Source organism: Nonomuraea sp. NPDC049504, assembly GCF_040676845.1.
In the GTDB taxonomy this organism is placed as follows: Bacteria; Actinomycetota; Actinomycetes; order Streptosporangiales; family Streptosporangiaceae; genus Nonomuraea; species Nonomuraea salmonea.
Window position 1 is genome coordinate 95,598 of the sequence record NZ_JBFAPT010000028.1, and the last position, 16,942, is coordinate 112,539.

16 protein-coding genes are annotated in these 16,942 nt (G+C 69.7%); 7 read left to right on the forward strand and 9 right to left on the reverse strand.

Annotation, left to right across the window (positions count from 1 at the left end):
- Positions 1-83 precede the first annotated feature (83 nt).
- Together AB0K28_RS40425 and msrA are read left to right on the forward strand one after the other, a co-directional pair.
- Positions 84-1,592 (forward strand): HAMP domain-containing sensor histidine kinase, encoded by a 1,509-nt coding sequence (locus AB0K28_RS40425; protein ID WP_364380824.1) that lies wholly within the window; start codon positions 84-86, stop codon positions 1,590-1,592.
- A 9-nt stretch (positions 1,593-1,601) separates the two neighbouring features.
- A complete protein-coding gene (gene msrA, locus AB0K28_RS40430; RefSeq protein ID WP_364380827.1) occupies positions 1,602-2,108 on the forward strand; it encodes a peptide-methionine (S)-S-oxide reductase MsrA in 507 nt (168 codons plus the stop codon).
- Between the two features lie 51 nt (positions 2,109-2,159).
- Here msrA and AB0K28_RS40435 read toward each other — a convergent pair whose 3' ends face one another.
- Entirely contained in the window at positions 2,160-2,789 is a 630-nt protein-coding gene (locus AB0K28_RS40435; RefSeq protein WP_345409003.1) for a TetR/AcrR family transcriptional regulator, read from the reverse strand.
- A 202-nt stretch (positions 2,790-2,991) separates the two neighbouring features.
- Between AB0K28_RS40435 and AB0K28_RS40440 the strand changes: the two genes are divergently transcribed.
- Positions 2,992-3,909 carry an NADP-dependent oxidoreductase gene (locus tag AB0K28_RS40440; RefSeq protein ID WP_364380830.1) on the forward strand — a complete coding sequence of 306 codons (918 nt, stop codon included), beginning with the start codon at positions 2,992-2,994 and terminating at the stop codon, positions 3,907-3,909.
- 122 nt (positions 3,910-4,031) lie between these two features.
- Here AB0K28_RS40440 and AB0K28_RS40445 read toward each other — a convergent pair whose 3' ends face one another.
- Positions 4,032-5,213 carry an MFS transporter gene (locus AB0K28_RS40445; protein ID WP_364380833.1) on the reverse strand — a complete coding sequence of 394 codons (1,182 nt, stop codon included), beginning with the start codon at positions 5,211-5,213 and terminating at the stop codon, positions 4,032-4,034.
- Positions 5,214-5,436: 223 nt separating this feature from the next.
- On the opposite strand from AB0K28_RS40445, the gene AB0K28_RS40450 reads away from it, so the two are divergent.
- Positions 5,437-6,063: an ATP-dependent Clp protease proteolytic subunit gene (locus AB0K28_RS40450; protein ID WP_345409011.1), complete on the forward strand. Its 627-nt coding sequence runs from the start codon at positions 5,437-5,439 to the stop codon at positions 6,061-6,063.
- Positions 6,060-6,650 carry an ATP-dependent Clp protease proteolytic subunit gene (locus tag AB0K28_RS40455; RefSeq protein WP_355425154.1) on the forward strand — a complete coding sequence of 197 codons (591 nt, stop codon included), beginning with the start codon at positions 6,060-6,062 and terminating at the stop codon, positions 6,648-6,650. The genes AB0K28_RS40450 and AB0K28_RS40455 overlap by 4 nt, the downstream gene beginning before the upstream one ends.
- A gap of 7 nt (positions 6,651-6,657) precedes the next feature.
- Here the strand turns inward: AB0K28_RS40455 and AB0K28_RS40460 are convergent, their stop codons facing one another.
- Positions 6,658-7,020: a helix-turn-helix transcriptional regulator gene (locus tag AB0K28_RS40460; protein WP_364380836.1), complete on the reverse strand. Its 363-nt coding sequence runs from the start codon at positions 7,018-7,020 to the stop codon at positions 6,658-6,660.
- A 224-nt stretch (positions 7,021-7,244) separates the two neighbouring features.
- Positions 7,245-8,369: an ROK family protein gene (locus AB0K28_RS40465; RefSeq protein ID WP_364380839.1), complete on the reverse strand. Its 1,125-nt coding sequence runs from the start codon at positions 8,367-8,369 to the stop codon at positions 7,245-7,247.
- A 72-nt stretch (positions 8,370-8,441) separates the two neighbouring features.
- Between AB0K28_RS40465 and AB0K28_RS40470 the strand changes: the two genes are divergently transcribed.
- Positions 8,442-9,662, forward strand: a complete 1,221-nt coding sequence (locus tag AB0K28_RS40470) for a Gfo/Idh/MocA family oxidoreductase (protein WP_364380842.1) — start codon at positions 8,442-8,444, stop codon at positions 9,660-9,662.
- Positions 9,663-9,673: 11 nt separating this feature from the next.
- Here AB0K28_RS40470 and AB0K28_RS40475 read toward each other — a convergent pair whose 3' ends face one another.
- The 5 genes from AB0K28_RS40475 to AB0K28_RS40495 form a co-directional block, all read right to left on the reverse strand.
- Positions 9,674-10,366 carry a hypothetical protein gene (locus AB0K28_RS40475; protein ID WP_364380845.1) on the reverse strand — a complete coding sequence of 231 codons (693 nt, stop codon included), beginning with the start codon at positions 10,364-10,366 and terminating at the stop codon, positions 9,674-9,676.
- Complete coding sequence (locus AB0K28_RS40480; RefSeq protein ID WP_364380848.1) at positions 10,363-10,896, reverse strand: hypothetical protein; 534 nt, start codon at positions 10,894-10,896, stop codon at positions 10,363-10,365. Before AB0K28_RS40480 ends, AB0K28_RS40475 begins: the two co-directional genes overlap by 4 nt.
- 1 nt (position 10,897) lies before the next feature.
- Entirely contained in the window at positions 10,898-12,214 is a 1,317-nt protein-coding gene (locus AB0K28_RS40485) for a hypothetical protein (protein ID WP_364380851.1), read from the reverse strand.
- A 79-nt stretch (positions 12,215-12,293) separates the two neighbouring features.
- Positions 12,294-13,265, reverse strand: coding sequence for a helix-turn-helix domain-containing protein (locus AB0K28_RS40490; protein WP_364380854.1), 972 nt, complete (start codon positions 13,263-13,265; stop codon positions 12,294-12,296).
- Positions 13,266-13,617: 352 nt separating this feature from the next.
- Positions 13,618-14,481, reverse strand: coding sequence for a serine/threonine-protein kinase (locus AB0K28_RS40495; protein WP_364380857.1), 864 nt, complete (start codon positions 14,479-14,481; stop codon positions 13,618-13,620).
- Between AB0K28_RS40495 and AB0K28_RS40500 the strand changes: the two genes are divergently transcribed.
- Positions 14,441-16,861, forward strand: coding sequence for a hypothetical protein (locus AB0K28_RS40500; protein WP_364380860.1), 2,421 nt, complete (start codon positions 14,441-14,443; stop codon positions 16,859-16,861). The genes AB0K28_RS40495 and AB0K28_RS40500 overlap by 41 nt on opposite strands.
- Positions 16,862-16,942: the final 81 nt, after the last annotated feature.

The window sequence follows — 16,942 nt, forward strand, 5'->3', positions numbered from 1 at the left end:
ACTATATAGTCCAAATCCTATGCCGAGACGGCGCCCACGGCACTCCAGTCATGGGCCGCTGCCGGCGGAGGAGCGACATCGTCATGAGCCATGCCACCGTTGGAGCCGTCCCCGGGCGGTCGGCGAAGAGCCCCCGGCGGCTGCTCACCCGTCCGCAGGGTGTGCCGTGCCGGCCCGTGTGCTCCGTCCGGGCCTGGTGCACCGTCATCGCGGCGCTGCTCACGACCAGCGCCTTCGTGGTGCTCGGCGTGACCCTGGATCTGGCGATCCGCTCCCACGTCGAGTCCACCTCCTTCCGCCTGTCAGAACGGGTGGCGAGCAAGTGGAGCCCGGTCGCCCGGCGCGGCGCGCTGCCCAGGACGATCCCCGCCGACCCGCACCTCGGCCTCATCCAGCTCGTGGACACCCAGGGCCGGGTGATGAACGCCAGCAGGGCGGCCTCGTCGAGCGTGCCGCTGAGCCGGCACCGGCCGCCGCCGGACGCGCGCTTCCAGCCGTACCGTGAATGCCGGCCGGACGGCGGATGCGTCCTGCTGGAGGCCATCCGCCTGACGCCGGCGCGAGACGCGAAGGTCCTGTACGCCGGCATCCCCGAGCCCGACCTGCTGGCCACCCACAAGCTCGAGTACGCCATCGCGGCCGGGATCGTCGCGGTCACCGGGGCCGCGGCCTGGACCGCATGGGTGCTGGTGGGGCGCGCGCTGCGTCCCGTCGAAGCGATCAGGGCGCGGATCGCGCAGATCACGGTCAGCGACCTCAGCCTGCGCGTCCCCGAGCCGCGGGGCAACGACGAGATCCACCGGCTCGCCACCACCGCCAACCAGACCCTCGACCGGCTGGAGGACGCGGTGGGGCAGCTGCGCGGCTTCGCATCCACGACGAGCCACGAGCTGCGCACGCCGATCTCCGGGCTGCGCACACAGCTGGAGGAGGCGCTGCTCTACCCGGACGACGTCAACGCCCAGGACGCGCTGCGCAGCGCGTTGACCACGGTCGACCGGCTGGAGGCGATCGTCGACGACCTGCTGCTGCTCGCCCGGCTCAGGTCGGCCGGCCCGCTGCCTCCCGCGACCCTCGATCTCGGCCGGCTCGTGGCCGATGAGGTGAGCGCGCATTCCTCGTCCGTGCCGGTCAGCGTCGACGCGCCGGCCGGGCTGGAGGTCTCCGGCTCCCGGATGCAACTGATCCGCGTACTGGACAATCTCCTGGCCAACGCTCTGCGGCACACCGCGTCCCGGGTGGAGGTCGGCGTCGCGCGGGCCGGCGACGGGGTCGCGCTCACCGTGGCCGACGACGGGCCCGGCATTCCGCCTCACCAGCGCGAACGCGTCTTCGACCGGTTCGTCCGCCTGGACGACGGCCGGCGGCGCGACCCCGGCGGGAGCGGTCTGGGCCTGGCCATCTCGCGCGACATCGCGCACGCCCACCACGGCACGCTCACGGTCGAGGACTCGCGGCGCGGGGCCAGGTTCGTCATGTGGCTGCCGCTCGCGGGCAGCGGGAATAGAACCGGCGTGCCCGCTCGCTGCATGGGGACGACCGGGCCGGCCGATCAGGGGACCCTGTTCTCCGGCGACACCGACGACTCATAGGGAGACGACATGACCACCGAAAAGGCGATTCTCGCCGGCGGCTGCTTCTGGGGCATGGAGGAGTTGTTCCGCCACCAGCCCGGCGTCGTGTCGACGCGCGTCGGCTACAGCGGCGGCGACGTCCCCAACGCCACCTACCGCAACCACGGCACTCACGCGGAGTCCATCGAGGTCGTCTACGACACCGACAAGACCGACTTCCGCGCGCTGCTCGAGTTCTTCTTCCAGATCCACGACCCGTCGACGAAGGACCGCCAGGGCAACGACATCGGCCTCAGCTACCGTTCTGCGATCTTCTACACCAGCGACGAGCAGAAGCGGATCGCCGAGGACACGATCGCCGACGTCGACGCCTCGGGCCTGTGGCCGGGCAAGGTCGTCACCGAGGTCACCCCTGCGGGCGACTTCTGGGAGGCCGAGCCGGAGCACCAGGACTACCTGCAGAAGTACCCCAACGGCTACACCTGCCACTTCCCCCGTCCCGGGTGGAAGCTGCCGAAGCGGGCGTCGGCCTGACCTCATCGGTGCGCGGACCTCGCTCCGCGCACCGGAGCCCTGCCCTCGCCGTCACCCGGCGAGGAACGACTTCACGTGGTCGAGCGCCATGTCGAGGGCGACCTCCATGGGCTTGATGTCGTGCGCGGCCTCGGCCAGCAGATAGCCGCCCTGGAGGGCGGCCAGCAGACCCGTGGCGAGTCTCTCCGGGTCGGCCTGCGGCCTGAGCACGCCGTTCTCGCGCATCCGCCGCAGGCCGGCGGCCAGCAGCCCTTCCCACTCCGCGAACGAGGCGGCGAGCGTGGTGCGGGCCTGGTCGTCCTGGTCGGCCAGCTCGCTCGCCAGCGAGCCGAGCGCGCAGCCGTAGGCGCCGTTCTGCAGCGCGTTGCGCTGCACCAGCGCGTTACGCCAGCGGACCAGGCCGTTGAACGACTTCAGCCGCTCCAGATTCCCGCGCTCCCGCTCGAGGACCTGCGCGGCGCGTGCCTCGACGACGGCGCGGACCAGCGCCTCCTTGTCGGGGAAGTGGTTGTAGAGCTGCGACTTGCTGGTGTTGCTCGCGGCCCGCACGTCGTCGAGCGTGGTCGCGTTGACGCCCTTCATGTACATCAGCTCGAGAGCGGCCGCGACGATGCGCGCGCGGGTCGTGGCGCCACGGGAGGTCAGCCTGCGTCCCGTCGGTGCGTTCTCCGGCTTGCCCACCCGTCCAGCCTACCCCGGCTGATCTCTTCTCCATGGACCGGAGAGTCCGCCCCAGCACACCCCCATCTCTGCGGAACGACCCCGCAAAGGGCCGCCATATCCCCTGGCCGCCATCGCTCCGGTGGTATCGTTGTGGACGAAATAGTCCAAACATGCGGCTCGCGGCTACGGCGGCGAGCACCCGGACGCAGGGAGGCGTCGCATGAAGGCGATCGTGGCGACGGACGAGGCCGCAGGAACGGCCGGAATGACTCTGACCGAGCGGCCCAAGCCCGAGCCGGGGCTCAACGACGTGCTGGTGGAGGTGCGCGCGGCGGGGTTCACCTCGGGAGAGCTGACGTGGCCATCGACGTGGGTCGACCGGTCCGGCCATGACAGGACGCCATTGATCCCCGGGCACGATCTGGCCGGCGTGGTCGTCGCGCTCGGCTACGGCACGACGGGGCTGTCGGTGGGCCAGCGGGTGTTCGGCATCACCGACTGGTACCGCGACGGCGCGCTCGCCGAGTACGTGGCCGTCGAAGCGCGCAACCTCGCCCCGCTGCCGGGCGACATCGACTTCACGCTGGGCGCGAGCCTGCCGATCTCGGGCCTGACCGCGTGGCAGGGGCTGTTCGATCACGGGCGCGTCCGGGCGGGGCAGAGCGTCCTCGTCCACGGCGCGGCGGGCGCGGTCGGCTCCATGGCGGCGCAGCTCGCCCGCGAGGCCGGCGCCCACGTCATCGGCACCGGGCGCGCCGGCTCCCGGCAGACGGCGCTCGGCTTCGGCGCGCACGAGTTCGTCGACCTGGAGAACGACACGCTGGAGGACGTCGGACAGGTCGACCTGGTCTTCGACGTCCTCGGCGGCGACATCGGACGCCGCTCCGCCGCCCTGGTGCGCCCCGGCGGCACCCTCGTGTCCGTCACCGGCCCCGTGGAGGCGCGCCCCGCCGACGGCCTGGCGATCGACTTCGTCGTCGTGTCCGACCCTGCCCAGCTGAGCGAGCTCGCCCAGCGCGTGCGCGACGGACGGCTGCGGATGGCCATCGGCAACGTCGCCACCCTGGACGACGCCGTCGCCGCCCTCAACCCGACCGAGCACGTCAAGGGCAAGACCATCATCAGCGTCCACCCGTGAGAACCCGGCGCCACGATCGCCTCACCCGCAGCCGGGCACCTCGCCGTGGTTCAGCGAGACGGACCTCGGCCGGCCCCTCAAGGGCCAAACTTGCTACAGGGCACTCACCAGAGGGCCGGTCTTCATGGACTTCTTCGGGCGCGGGGGATGAGGGGCAGGGTGGCCGCCATGAGGACGGCGGTGATCAGCAGGGCCGGGGGGTAGCCGGTGAGCGGGGCCAGGAGGCCGACGGCGAAGGCGCCCGCGGCCATGCCGCTGTCGTAGGCGGCGTTCCATAGAGCGCTGACGGTGCTGAACTGTTCGGGGCGGACGCGGGCGTACATGACGGTCATGGTGGCGTTCTGCAGGACGCCGAATCCGGCGCCGAACACCGCCGCCCCGGCCAGCACGCTCACGCTGGAGGAGGTCACCGACACGGCGGCCAGCCCGGCCGCGCTCATCAGCAGCCCCGGCAGCAGCAGCCGTTCGTGCCCGCGCCGGTCACCCGCGCGGCCCGCGACCCAGCGGGCGAGCGCGGCGGTGGCCGACTGGGCCAGCAGCGCGGCGGGCGCGAGCCAGACGGGCCCGCCGCGCACCGCCAGCGGCACGAACGTGGCCAGGACGCCGGTCCCCGCCGCCGACGCGGCGAAGATCGCCGCCGGCCACATCAGGGCCGGCGTACGCAGCCCGGCCAACACCCCTGCAGCCCGCTTCACCCCTGCGGCCCGCCCCGCCCCTGCGGCCCGTTCCGCCATCGCGGGACGGCCCGGCAGGAACGGTACGGTCAGCACCGACACGATCGGGACGACGGCGGTCGCGGCGAAGACGACCCCATAACCCGCGACCTGCGAAAGCCAGCTCCCCGCGGGCAGCCCTACGAGCGCGCTTACCCCGCTGACCAGGCCCACCAGCGCCAGCCCTTCGCCGCGCCGCTCGGCGGGGACCAGTTCCGCGGTGAGCGCGCCGCCCGCCACGACGGTGATCGCGAAACCCACGCCGCGCAGGGCGCTGACGGCGATGACGACCGCGGCGTCGGAGGAGGCGAGGAGGACGAGGGTGGGCGCGCCCAGGGCGAGCAGGCCGAGGCCGAGCGCCCAGCGGTAACCGATCCTGGCGACCAGCGCGGGCGCGGCGAGTTCGACGGCGACAGTGGTCACGAGCAGGGCGGCGTTCGCGGCGCCGGCCACGGCAGGGCCGGCGGAGCGCTCGGCGTACTCGGGGACGACGGAGAACGGCAGGAAGAACCCGATCGACGAGGCCACCACCGTGGCCATCCGCACCAGCAACGCCCCGGTGACGATCGGCGGACGGGCGACGACGCTCATCGGCGCGGCCCCGTCTTCAGGGGCGTCGACTCGCCGCGTTCGATCATGGGAACCCTCCAGTGGCCGCGGGAAGAGTGACCGGGACATCCGTAGAGACCGCCCGGCCGCCGCGAACTCACCGCGGATCCGCCACCGGCTTTCCGGCCGGCCACGCTGCTCACAGCAGATCTGCCGCAGGCAGATCCAGGCGACTCCGCTCCGAAGGGCCGCACATGATGGACGCATGAGCGAAGAAGAGAAAGTTCCGCTGTTCGACCGGCGAATGCGACGTGAGCTTTACGAGCGGCGCATTCTCGTTCTCGACGGCCCGCTCGACGACGACAACGGCACTTTGCTGGCGACGCAGCTGATGGCACTCGCCACTCAGGAGCCGTCGGCCGACATCGCCTTGTGGATTCATTCGCCGGGCGGCTCGGTGCCGGCGATGCTGGCCATTCGCGACGTCATGCGTCTCATTCCCTGTGACGTTTCGACGCTCGTGCTGGGCATCGCCTACAGCGCCGGCCAGTTCCTGCTGTCGTCGGGGACCAAGGGCAAGCGCCGCGCCCTGCCGCACTCCCGCGTCCTGATGCACCAGGGCTCGGCGGGCATCGGCGGCACCGCCGTCGACATCGAACTGCAGGCCAACGACCTGCGGCACACCCGTGACACGGTGCTCGGGCTCATCGCCGAGGACACCGGCCAGCCCGTCGAGCGCATCTTCGAGGATTCGCTGCACGACCGTTGGTACACCGCGCAGGAGGCGCGCGAATACGGGTTCATCGACGCGATCGTGCAGTCCTTTGACGAAATAGCCCCGCACGCTCGTCCGCGACCCGGATTCGGCGTGGCAGAAGGAGACGCCAAGTGAGTTCCTACACGATTCCGAACGTCATCGCGCAGAATCCCCGTGGCGAGCGGATCATGGATGTCTATTCGCATCTGCTCACCGAGCGCATCGTTTATCTCGGCACCGCGATCGACGCGGGGGTCGCCAATGCCCTCATCGCGCAGCTGATTTTCCTGGAGTCGGACAACCCCGACGGAGAAATCCAGTTCTACATCAACTGCGAGGGCGGGGATCCGAGCGCGATGCTCGCGATCTACGACACCATGCGCCACATCCGGCCGCGGGTCTCGACGACCTGCGTCGGGCAGGCCGTCGCGGTCGGCGCCGTCCTCCTCGCCGCGGGGGCCGAGGGGAAACGCGCCGCTCTCCCCCACGCCCGCGTGATCCTGCACCAGCCGGCCGCTCAGGGCCGCGGCACGATCCCCGATCTCATCCTGCAGGCCGACGAGGTCGTACGGGTGCGGGCCGACATCGAGCGCATCCTGTCACGGCACACCGGCCAGAGCATCGAGACCCTGCGCGCCGACACCGACCACGACCGCGTGTTCACCGCGGCCGCGGCCATGGAATATGGGCTCATCGACCAGATCATCGAGGAGCACCGCTAGGCCCGCGCTACGCGGCCAGGCAGACGGCGCCCTGCGACGTGCTCGGCTGTGCGGACCGCACGCGGTCGGCGACGGCGAGCGTCAGATCGACCAGGGTCACATCGAGCGCGCCGGCGACCGCCGCGATCATCTCACTCGACGGCTCCTTGACGCCTCGTTCCATCTCGGAGAGATATTGCGGCGAGACTCCGGCGCGCCCGGCCGTGTCGCTCAGCTTCTCGCCCCGCTCCTGCCGCATGCTCCGCAGGCACTCGCCGAGCGCCTCCCGCCACAGCGGCTCGCGCGCGGCCGGGGCGGGCTTGAGCGCGGTGCGCTCGACGGCGGGGCGGAGCGGCGTGACGGAGGCTGACTGCTGGAAAGAGGAGGCCATACCCCACACGATAGGGAGATGAGGGGCCGCCGTCCCGCCTGCTTCGCGCACAGCGGAACCAGCGGGTTGACGTGAAGCACGTGGCGCGACCTCAGGCGTTCGAGGAGTTCGTGCGCCGGCTCAGGGTTCGTGCGCCGGCTCAACGGCTCCGGCTCCCACGCGGTCGCCGTTCCTCGTGCACATCGGGGAGACGATCGACACCAGGCGGCCGGGGGGCGAGGTGCTCATCGTGTACGACGGCGGGACGCGGTTCCTTCGTAAGGGTCCATGAGTTCCTGATCGACGTGGTCGAGCGCCATGCGTACGGCGCCGTACGCGATGCTCTCCTCGCCGAACGTGGACGGCGCGATCTCGGGCGGGTTGAGACACATGTCGGCCAGGTGCGCGCGCATGCGTTCCAGCAGCACCCCGCCGCCGCGGGCGAGCACGCCGCCCACGACGACCAGTTCGGGGTCCACGGCGACTACGAGCACGGACGCGCCCCGCGCGAGCCCGCGGGCGAGCCTGTCCACCAGCGCGAGCGCCTGCGCTTCGCCCGCCCGCGCCGCCTGGAAGAGCTCGTCCGCGTCCCGTCCCGTCCCGGCGAGCACGGCGGACGCGTCCTCCCAGCCGGTGAGCGGCAGCCTGCCCAGCTCGCCGGCGCTGCCGGTGCGGCCCGTACGCAGGCGGCCGTCGAGCAGCAGCCCGTGGCCGGACCGGTAGCCGGTGAGCACGTAGACGACGTCGTCGACGTGGCGGGCGCTGCCCCGCCAGTGCTCGGCGACGGCGGCGAGGTTGGCGTCGTTCGCCGCGAAGCCGGGGCAGCCGAACCATCGGCCGACCTGCCCGGCGAGGTCGAGCCCCGTCCAGCCCGGGATGAGGGTCGAGACCGACACCCGGCCCGAGCGGTCCACGACGCCCGAGGTGCCCGCCGTGGCCGCCCAGACGTCCCCGCGCGCCGGCCCGGCGGCCTCGACGCAGGCGGTGGCGGCTTGCTCGGCCAGCGTGAGGCGTTCGGCGGCGGGCAGGTGTTCGTCGGTGTCGAGCCGGTGTTCGCCGATCACGTCGCCGTTGAGGTCGGCCAGCATGGCGAGGATGCGGCGCGGCCCCACGTCGAGGCCGACGACGTGACCCGCCTCCGCCCTGAACGCGAAGCGCCGGGCCGGCCGTCCCGTGCCGCCCTCGGCCGGCGCGACCTCCCGCGCGAGCCCGCGCGCGGTCAGGTCGGCGAGCGCCACCTCGGCGGTCTGCCGCGACAGGCCGGCGGCGCGCGCGAGCCCGCTCAGCGTCTGCGGCCCGCCCCTGCGCAGGGCGTGCAGGATGGCGCGGGTGTTGAGGCGGCGCAGCAGCGCGGTGTCATGAGTCGTCATAAAGCCCCTTGACCATAGGACTGGGGCAACTCTAGCTTTATGTCGCGTCTTTACATAACTGGAGCTGAGAGCATGCCGCACATCGAGCTGGCCCTGGTCGGGGCGGGCGACCGGGGGACGAAGTACACGAGGTACGCGACGATGGACGGCCGTGCCAGGCTCACCGCCGTGGCGGAGCCCGATCCACGGCGCAGGGACGCCCTGCTCGCCGAGCACCCGGACGCCCTGAGCTTCGGCGACTGGCGCGACCTCGCCGAGCGGCCCAGGATCGCGGACGCCGTGGTGATCGCGACGCTGGACGCCGACCACGTGGAGCCGGCGGTGCGCTTCGCCGAGCTGGGCTACCACGTGCTGCTGGAGAAGCCGATGGCCATCGACCTGGAGGACTGCCGGCGGATCGTCGCGGCGGCCGAGCGGTCCGGCGTGATGTTCGCGGTCTGTCACGTGCTGCGCTACACCACCTACACGCAGCAGGTGAAGGACGTGCTCGACAGCGGACGGCTCGGGGAGATCGTCACCATCGAGCACCTGGAGCCCGTCGGCTGGTGGCACCACGCCCACTCCTACGTGCGGGGCAACTGGCGCCGTACGGACGAGGCCACGTTCATGCTGCTCGCCAAGTCGTGCCACGACCTCGACTGGCTGACGTACGTGATGGGCCGCCGCGTCACGCGGGTGTCGTCGTTCGGCGGCCTGAAGCACTTCACGGCCGAGAACCGGCCCGCGGGCGCCGCCGACCGCTGCCTCGACTGCGCCGTCGCGGCCGATTGTCCCTACGACGCCAGGCGCATCTACCAGCCCTACGTGGGCGAGGAGAAGCGCTGGCCCCTGGCCGTCCTGACCGACGACCCGTCGGAGGCGGGCCTGCTGCGGGCGCTGCGCGAGGGCCCGTACGGCAGGTGCGTGTACGCGTGCGACAACGACGTCGTGGACCACCAGGTGGTGAACCTCGACTTCGACGGCGGCGCGACGGCCTCGTTCACCATGACCGCCTTCTCACCGGCGGCCCTGCGCAAGACCCGCATCTTCGGCACGCACGGCTTCCTGGAGGGCGACGGCGCCCGGCTCACCGTGACGGACTTCGTGACCGGCGAGACCGAGGTCATCGACACGAACCCGCCCACGGACGGCCACGGCGGCGGCGACCAGGGCCTGATCACCGCCTTCCTGGACGCCCTCGACCGCGACGACCCGGCCGCGATCCTCTCGGCCCCGAGGGAGAGCCTGCACAGCCACGAGATCGCCTGGGCGGCGGAGGAGTCCCGCCTGACCGGCACCGTCGTCGCCCTGTAGGCGATCCACGGTCACGACTCCGGGGTGAGGCGGAGGCTGTGGGGGGACAGGTCGGCCTGGAGGCGGATGCCGCCGATGATCGTGCCGCGGTCGCCGGCGGCGTTCTTCGTGGCCCAGTCCATCGCGCGTTTGCGCAGCTCCGGCTGCGGGACCAGCGCGGTGTCGGCCATGGTGGCGAACAGTGTCGTGCAGGCCTCCGCGCGGGTGCCGAGGTGGCAGGTGGCCTTCAGGACTCTGATCCTGCGGGCGGCGTCGTACTCGATGTCGACGTACCTGTTCTCCTGGCCATCCGGCGGCAGGCAGCGCATCCACTGCTTGGCCTTGCTCCACGTGTCCGGGTCGCCGGGTTTGTTGGTGCAGGTGTAGGAGTTGGCCTTCTTCATCCACTCGTCGACGATCAAGGTGAGGGTGACGCCGGGCAGGTACTGGTCGTCCACGTCGGGGAAGTCGTCGGCGAAGGTGAGCGCGGCGGTGCCCGCCCTGGGCTCGGTGGTCAGCCAGCCGGCGCCGCCGCCCAGGACGATGCCCAGCACCAGGGCCGCGGCCGTCACGGCGGCGAGTGGAAGGACGAGACCCTTCTTCGCCGGAGGCCGGGGTGCCGGGGGGCGGTAGGGGTACGGGGGCGGCGGGGCGGTCTGGACAGGCTGCCAGGCGGAGCCGTCCCACCAGAAGCGGCCGTCGGGAGAGCGCTGTCCTGCGGTCATGTGGGAATCCTGATGTCGAGCTGCACGGCGTCGTCCTTGGACGTCACCAGCACGTACGTGTAGTCGAGGATCGTGGCCTGGGTGTCCTTGCCGGCCTCGATCATCGTGGTCAGCCAGTCGCGGACCTGGGCGGTTGCGGCCGGGTCGTCGCGGTACGGCAGGACGGCGAACCACGTCAGATAGGCCAGCCCCGCCTCGGTCAGCGGGTCGCCGTCGGCGTGGAAGACGGTGCCGGTCAGCCGGTGCACGCCGCCGTCGGAGACGTTCACCCGCGCCTGGAAGCCGATCGAGCCGACCACCATCTCGCACAGCCAGACGCCCGAGGCGTCCTCGCACTCGTGGCCGCGGCCCTTGAGCGCGTCGAGCAGCGCGGGCGCCTTGACCCCGGGGATGCAGGCGCGGGCGCCGCACGACTGCGTCACCTGGCCGGCGCGCAGGTCGTGGGCGTACAGGTACGAGCCCGTGCCCGCCGCGAGGAAGGCGGCCAGGCCGGCCGCGAGGATCACGAGCCAGCGGGAGCGTCCGGTCACGTCATGCACCGTTCCGTACGTACTGGTTCCACCGGCTGCGGAACGCGGCCGCGGACAGGCCGAGCACGTCCCGCGTCATCCTGTCGAAGATCGGCAGCTCGAAGAAGGAGGCGCCGACGCTGACGCGCTCGATCACCCGCGCGTACAGCTCGACCGCCGCGTCCCGGCCCTTGAGCCGCTCGGCCAGGCTGAACACGGTCGAGCCGAGGGCGTAGTCGAAGTGGATGCCGTCGTCGCCGTAGAAGTCCTCGTTGGACGGCGGCGTGCCACGGAACAGGCCACCCCGCACCCCGGCGGCCACCTGTGACCGGATCTCGGCGGCCCGCGCCGCGTCGCCGACCGTCTCGGTGTAGCGGGCGAAGCCCTCGATCGCCCAGGTGGGCGGGCCCAGCTCGCCCACGTTGGCCATGGTGGCCCGCGCGGTGACCGCGTGCGTCAGCTCGTGGCGGATCGTGCTCGCCGGGTCGGCGTCGCCGTGGCCGCTCAGGTTGACCACGATGCGCGAGGCGGCGTACTCGCCCTGGTGGAGCTTGCCGTTCCTGCCCACGCCGAGCTCCCGGTACTGCACGCCCAGGGCGTTGGCGATGTTCGGGCTGCCGAACCACTGGCGGAAGTTGCCCGCGTCGCGGGTGAAGAACAGGACGTGACCCGGGTACGTGAGCCGGTCGCCCCACAGCCGCTCGACGATGCCCAGCTCCCGCTCGGTGACGGCGGCGTAGCGGTCGAGGTCGGTGACGCTGCGGTCGCCCGCCAGCCACACCTTCTCCCCCACCTGCACCACCTTGAGCCGGTCGGTGTGCCAGGGCGCCTCGGCCGCCGGCGCGCTGCCGCTCTGCGCCGGCCGGTTCTTGAGCGTGACCCGGGTGATGCCGGTGATCACGTCGTCCTTCATCCGGTAGACGAACGACTCGGCGGGCGCGATGTCACCGGGACCGGCGTCCGCGGTCAGCTTCACCACCCGGATGACCGGCCCGAGGCTGCTCTCGCCGCCGGACCCGGGCCGCTCGGTGGTGTACGCGGTGCTGTGCCTGACCTCGGCCAGCTCGAACTGCCGCAGGTTCGCGAAGACCAGCTTCTCGTACCGCATGAGCTCGTCGTTGGAGTCGTCCAGATTCGCCAGGTACGCGCTCTCGTCGCCGCTCATCAGGGCCGCGGCCCGGCGCTCCAGGATCTTGCGCAGCCGCTGCCTGCCCGAGGCGCCGGTGTCGTAGTCCTCGCTCTGGATGAACGGCCGCGGCGGCCCCCCGCACCCGGCGACCAGCAGCCCTCCGGCCACCAGCACCGACCGCCTCGACCACATCCCCTTCGCCTCCGGCATCTCCGCATCCCCCTTGTGCGGGATGAGAATCTAACGAGGCTGCGGACGGCGGTCATTGGCGGTGAGTGCACAGTGGTTGTCACCGGGCGCGATCCAGGTGCCGGCGGTACTCGCCGGGCGGCATGCCGTACGCCCGCCTGAAGGCGCGGCTGAAGGCGGCGGCGTCGGGCATGCCCCAGCGCCGCGCGATCTCGGCGACGCCGCGCCGGCCGAGGCGGGGGTCGGCCAGGTCGGCGCGGCAGCGTTCCAGGCGTTGCGTCCTGACGTACTCGCTGACGGTCTGCCGCTCGTCCTCGAAGACGTTGTGCAGGTAGCGCACGGAGATGTTGTGCGCGGCGGCGATCCGCCCGGGGCTCAGCGTGCCGTCGCCGAGATGCTCGCGGACGTACGCCTTGATCTGCCGCGCGAGCGTCTGCCTGCGGGTCTCCTCGGGCAGCAGGCGGGTCACGTCCGCCTGCTCGGCGAGGAACGCGGCGGTCAGCTCGATCGCCGCCCTGCCCAGCGCGTCGCTCTCGGCGTCGCCCAGCGCGCGCCCTTCCCGCACCAGGCCGCGCAGGAACTGGGCCAGCAGCGCCCCCGAGCCCCGGGCGGACGGCAGCGGCCTGGCGACGTGCCGGCGCAGCTTCTGCTCGGGGACGGGCAGCGCGGCGCGCGGCACCTGCAGCGAGATGATCCCGGCCAGGCCGCCGTCGCGGCAGTGCACCCGGCTGTCGTACGGCTGCGAGGTGTCCATCAGCATCAGGTCGCCCGCCGCGAGGTCGGCGCGCCGGCTGCCCTGCTCGATCGACATCGACCCGGAGCAGGTCAGCGTCATCCACCACTGGTCGGGGTCCCCCTGGCGGATCAGCCGGGCGGTGCGCACCGTGTGCAGGTCGGGGTAGCGGGGCGCCGACACGGTGGCCTGCCCCAGGCTCAGCACCTTCAGCGAGGCCCGATAGTCGTCCTCGTGCTCGCTGCTGATCCGCAGCGGCATCATGTGCCGCCCGATGAGCCCGCACCACCAGTCGAAACGTTCGGCGGGCGGCACATCCGCGCTACGCCACTCGATCACGATCACTCCTCAGCTTCGCTAAGTACGTGATCGTAAAGCAATGTCCGATTCCGTCCGTTGATCAGCCGCGCACGTCGGTACGGAGCACTCGCCGCATCACCGACACCATCTCGCCCGCGCGATACCCCTGACGCGACTGATCATCCTCCTTGCCACAGCCGATTTGCAGGACACGCTCCTTTAGCACCAGGCCATGGTGGTGCGACCGCTCAAACAGGCGTAGGCATCGGTATTATGCAGGAGGGGAACGACGTTTCCGTTCGGGCGGCCGATGTTGCTCCATCGCCGCCTTACCAGGAGTTTCGCGTCGCTTTATCCGTCACAGGTTGCATTCGAAACCGATGATTCTCCGTCACACGACGGTGCGACGAGTTCGGCCGTTCGCCACAGCATTCGTCGTCGACCATCCTCGAAGTAGTTGGATAGCCGTTGCCGCGGACATCCGTTGCGCTGGCTCGTCCTTCATCAGACCGTCGATGACCGGATACAACAGAGCCGATTCGGCACCTGCGGCCGCCCGGAGGAGGGCTCCCACCGACCACAGGTCTCCACGTTCGGTAGCGGCACCACGCCGCAGAAGTTCCGGTGGAACGAAATCCAGGCCCGGGTTCTGATTGCCGCTGAAATCTGTCAGGACTGCGCAATTCCCATCCATGAGGATATTCTGCGGTTTCAGGTTTCCATGAACGATTCCTTTTTCATGGGCGTGCGTAAGGGCGAGGAGAATGTCACGACCGATCTTGGCGACGAACTCAGCTGGCAGACGGCCGGAGGAGTGACGGGCCCGCGCCATCGACGGCCCGTCGACGAGATTCATGACGATCCAGAGTGAGCCTCTGTCCTCAATGATGTTGTAGATCTTGATGATCCCTGGATGGGTCAGCCCGGCTGACAGGCGCGCTGCACGCAGCGCCAGGGGGATGAGTGCTCCTCGGACGTGCTTCACCGCGACGGTCCGGTGAAGCAGCTGATCACGAGCCCTGTACACGTGCCCTGCCGTTCCGGCGCCCAACCAGGCCGCGAGGACGTACCGTCCCGCCACTATTCGAGCTGACATCCTTTGTTCTCCCCACATGGCCGATGCCGTCGAAGTTAAGGTTTGAGCACCTACTCGGGTTTCTCTACAGAAAAGGCGTCCGGTTTCAGTCCCGGACATTCCGGACAGCGAGGCGGGTATGGCCGATCTGCGCGATGTCACCACGATCGAGGGCTTCATCAGCCTGCTTGAAGAATTACGCCTGTCGGCTGGGCTGTCCTTCCGGGATCTGGAAGCCCGCGCGAAGGAACGAGGGGACTGGCTGCCTCGTACAACCGCCAATGACGCGGTGAAGAGGCGTGTTCTTCCCCACCAGCAGAACCCCATGACCTTCATCTCAGCGTGGGTCAGCGCCTGTGGCGCGGATGTTGATGAGTGGTGCGCCGTATGGTCACGCATCGCCACGACGACGTCGGATACATCACGAAAGCTTCACGTCCCACACCAGCTGCCGGCAAGCATCGCCGGCTTCAGTGGGCGCGAACCGGAGATGGATTCGCTGGACGAAGTTCTCGCTCAGCCGCTTCACTACCCGTCCGCACCCGTGATCGTGGTGATCAGCGGAACTCCAGGAGTTGGCAAGACGGCTCTGGCGGTTGAGTGGGCGCACCGTCGAGCCGACCGTTTTCCTGACGGCCAGCTCTACTTGGACCTGCGCGGTTTCTCACAAGATCCACCGCTGGAACCCAAACAGTCGCTCAGCGCGCTGCTACACGCGTTCGGCCTCTCCGACGCCGAGATACCACTCGAGGTTGCGGCACAAACCGGGCTCTACCGATCTTCACTGTCCGGACGTCGTCTGTTGATCGTTCTCGATAACGCTGCTGACGTGCAGCAGGTTCGCCCCCTGCTGCCCGGCACACCGACGTGCGTTGTGCTCGTGACCAGCCGCCACGGCTTGCCGGGTTTGGTGGCCCGAGAAGGCGCCTGTCTACTCAAAGTCGGCAGAATGAGTGATGAGGCCGCACGCGACCTCGTCATCCAGGCCATCGGTGCGCCAAGAGGACTTGCTGAGCCCGCCGAGCTTGACGAACTCGTGAGACGATGTGCGCACCTCCCGCTGGCTCTGCGGATAAGCGGCGCGAATCTCGCCACCAGTCCGTTCCTCAGCCTGGGTGACTACGTCGGGTTGCTGCGCGAGAGTGATGGCCTGGCAACCTTTCAAGCAGAGGGCGATCCGGATACCGGGGTCCGAACGGCCTTCGACATGTCCTACGCCAAACTTTCTGCTCCGGCAAAAAAGATGTTCCGTCGGCTCGGCCTAGTGCCGGTGACTGACATGTGTGTGTCGGCAGCAGCAGCGCTGGCTGGTATGGCGAACCAGATTGCTCGTCAGGTGCTGGACACTCTCGTCTGTGCTCATCTGCTCGATCCGCTGCCTGGCGGACGCGTCGCCGCCCATGATCTGATGCATGCCTACGCCAGACAGCTGGCATTGGCAGAAGACACCGAGACTGAGCGCCTGGAGGCAGTCAATCGCCTTTTAGATTGGTATCTAGCGCACGCACAAGGCGCGAGCAAGAAAATCATGCCTGCGATCATGCACGGGCCCAGCCCTCGCCCGGATGTCGGCTCAGCGAGGTACGACGACAACGAGACGGCCTTCGCCTGGCTGCAGGACGAGCGCGCCAACCTGGTCGCCCTAGTCAAACATACCGCCCGCCAGGGTCCACGTCCGCTGGCCTGGTACCTGTCGGACCTCTTGCGCCCGGCCTATTACAGCGTTTTTCCGAGACATGACTTATTGATTTTGGCAGAGGCAGCGATTGAGGCTGCAAACAAGGAAAAGAATTTGCTGGCCGAAGCGATCGCGCATCACAGTCTCGCCTCGGCTGTGTGGCCAACCGCGCAGTACCGTCTTTGCCTGGAACACTCACAGCAGTCCTGCCTGCTAGCCCGTCAAGGAGGTTTTCCGCTGCCCGAGGCAGCCGCTCTCGTCACGATGTCAATCGTGAGATATGAAAAGGGCGACCTCTTCAAGGCTGAGGCTCTCCTCCGGAGAGGCCTTGCTGTCATTGGCCCCGACGGTCCACGTCGAGCCCGCATCAATCCGCTGATCAAGCTCAGCCACGTTCTCTGTGACACCGGGAACTTCGAGGAGGCCATGCTGTGCGCCACGTCGGCGAACGAAATGGCCGTGCAGGTCGGCGACTCCCGGTGGAAGGCAATGGCAGCCAGCGCGTTAGGCACGGTACATGAGCACCTCGCCGATGTTGCTACTGCCCGCCACTACTACGGTTGCGCAGTTGAAATCGCCTCCACCTCCGCCCTCCGCCTGGGAGAAGGACTGATCAGCGCACTCTTAGGACTGGCCAGGCTCGAGGCTGACGAAGATGCCGCTCACCGAACGGCTTCTAGGGCGCTCACGGCCGCCCGACGAAACAATTACCGATACTTGGAGGGGCAGGCATTGACAGCGGTCGCCAGACTCCTGCTGAAGGATGGAAGGCTCGACCATGCACGCGTCCAGGCGCATCAGGCCGTGACTTTGCATCGCCAACACGGACAACAACGGGCGGAGAACATTGCCCGCGCCGTCTTGGTGGAGATCGATCAGTAGGTTCAGCCGGCAAAGAGCCGGAGTGACGAGCGAGATGCCCGGCGCAGCCTGGCTTTCAGGGCGACGAGCGCCGTGTCACGG

What these genes read in the sequence shown, in the direction of transcription:
- AB0K28_RS40425 (WP_364380824.1), top strand. Translation starts at nt 84, where the DNA reads ATGAGCCATGCCACCGTTGGAGCCGTCCCCGGGCGGTCGGCGAAGAGC.
- msrA (WP_364380827.1), top strand. Translation starts at nt 1,602, where the DNA reads ATGACCACCGAAAAGGCGATTCTCGCCGGCGGCTGCTTCTGGGGCATG.
- AB0K28_RS40440 (WP_364380830.1), top strand. Translation starts at nt 2,992, where the DNA reads ATGAAGGCGATCGTGGCGACGGACGAGGCCGCAGGAACGGCCGGAATG.
- AB0K28_RS40445 (WP_364380833.1), bottom strand. Translation starts at nt 5,213, where the DNA reads ATGAGCGTCGTCGCCCGTCCGCCGATCGTCACCGGGGCGTTGCTGGTG.
- AB0K28_RS40450 (WP_345409011.1), top strand. Translation starts at nt 5,437, where the DNA reads ATGAGCGAAGAAGAGAAAGTTCCGCTGTTCGACCGGCGAATGCGACGT.
- AB0K28_RS40460 (WP_364380836.1), bottom strand. Translation starts at nt 7,020, where the DNA reads ATGGCCTCCTCTTTCCAGCAGTCAGCCTCCGTCACGCCGCTCCGCCCC.
- AB0K28_RS40465 (WP_364380839.1), bottom strand. Translation starts at nt 8,369, where the DNA reads ATGACGACTCATGACACCGCGCTGCTGCGCCGCCTCAACACCCGCGCC.
- AB0K28_RS40470 (WP_364380842.1), top strand. Translation starts at nt 8,442, where the DNA reads ATGCCGCACATCGAGCTGGCCCTGGTCGGGGCGGGCGACCGGGGGACG.
- AB0K28_RS40475 (WP_364380845.1), bottom strand. Translation starts at nt 10,366, where the DNA reads ATGACCGCAGGACAGCGCTCTCCCGACGGCCGCTTCTGGTGGGACGGC.
- AB0K28_RS40485 (WP_364380851.1), bottom strand. Translation starts at nt 12,214, where the DNA reads ATGCCGGAGGCGAAGGGGATGTGGTCGAGGCGGTCGGTGCTGGTGGCC.
- AB0K28_RS40500 (WP_364380860.1), top strand. Translation starts at nt 14,441, where the DNA reads ATGGCCGATCTGCGCGATGTCACCACGATCGAGGGCTTCATCAGCCTG.
- AB0K28_RS40495 (WP_364380857.1), bottom strand. Translation starts at nt 14,481, where the DNA reads ATGAAGCCCTCGATCGTGGTGACATCGCGCAGATCGGCCATACCCGCC.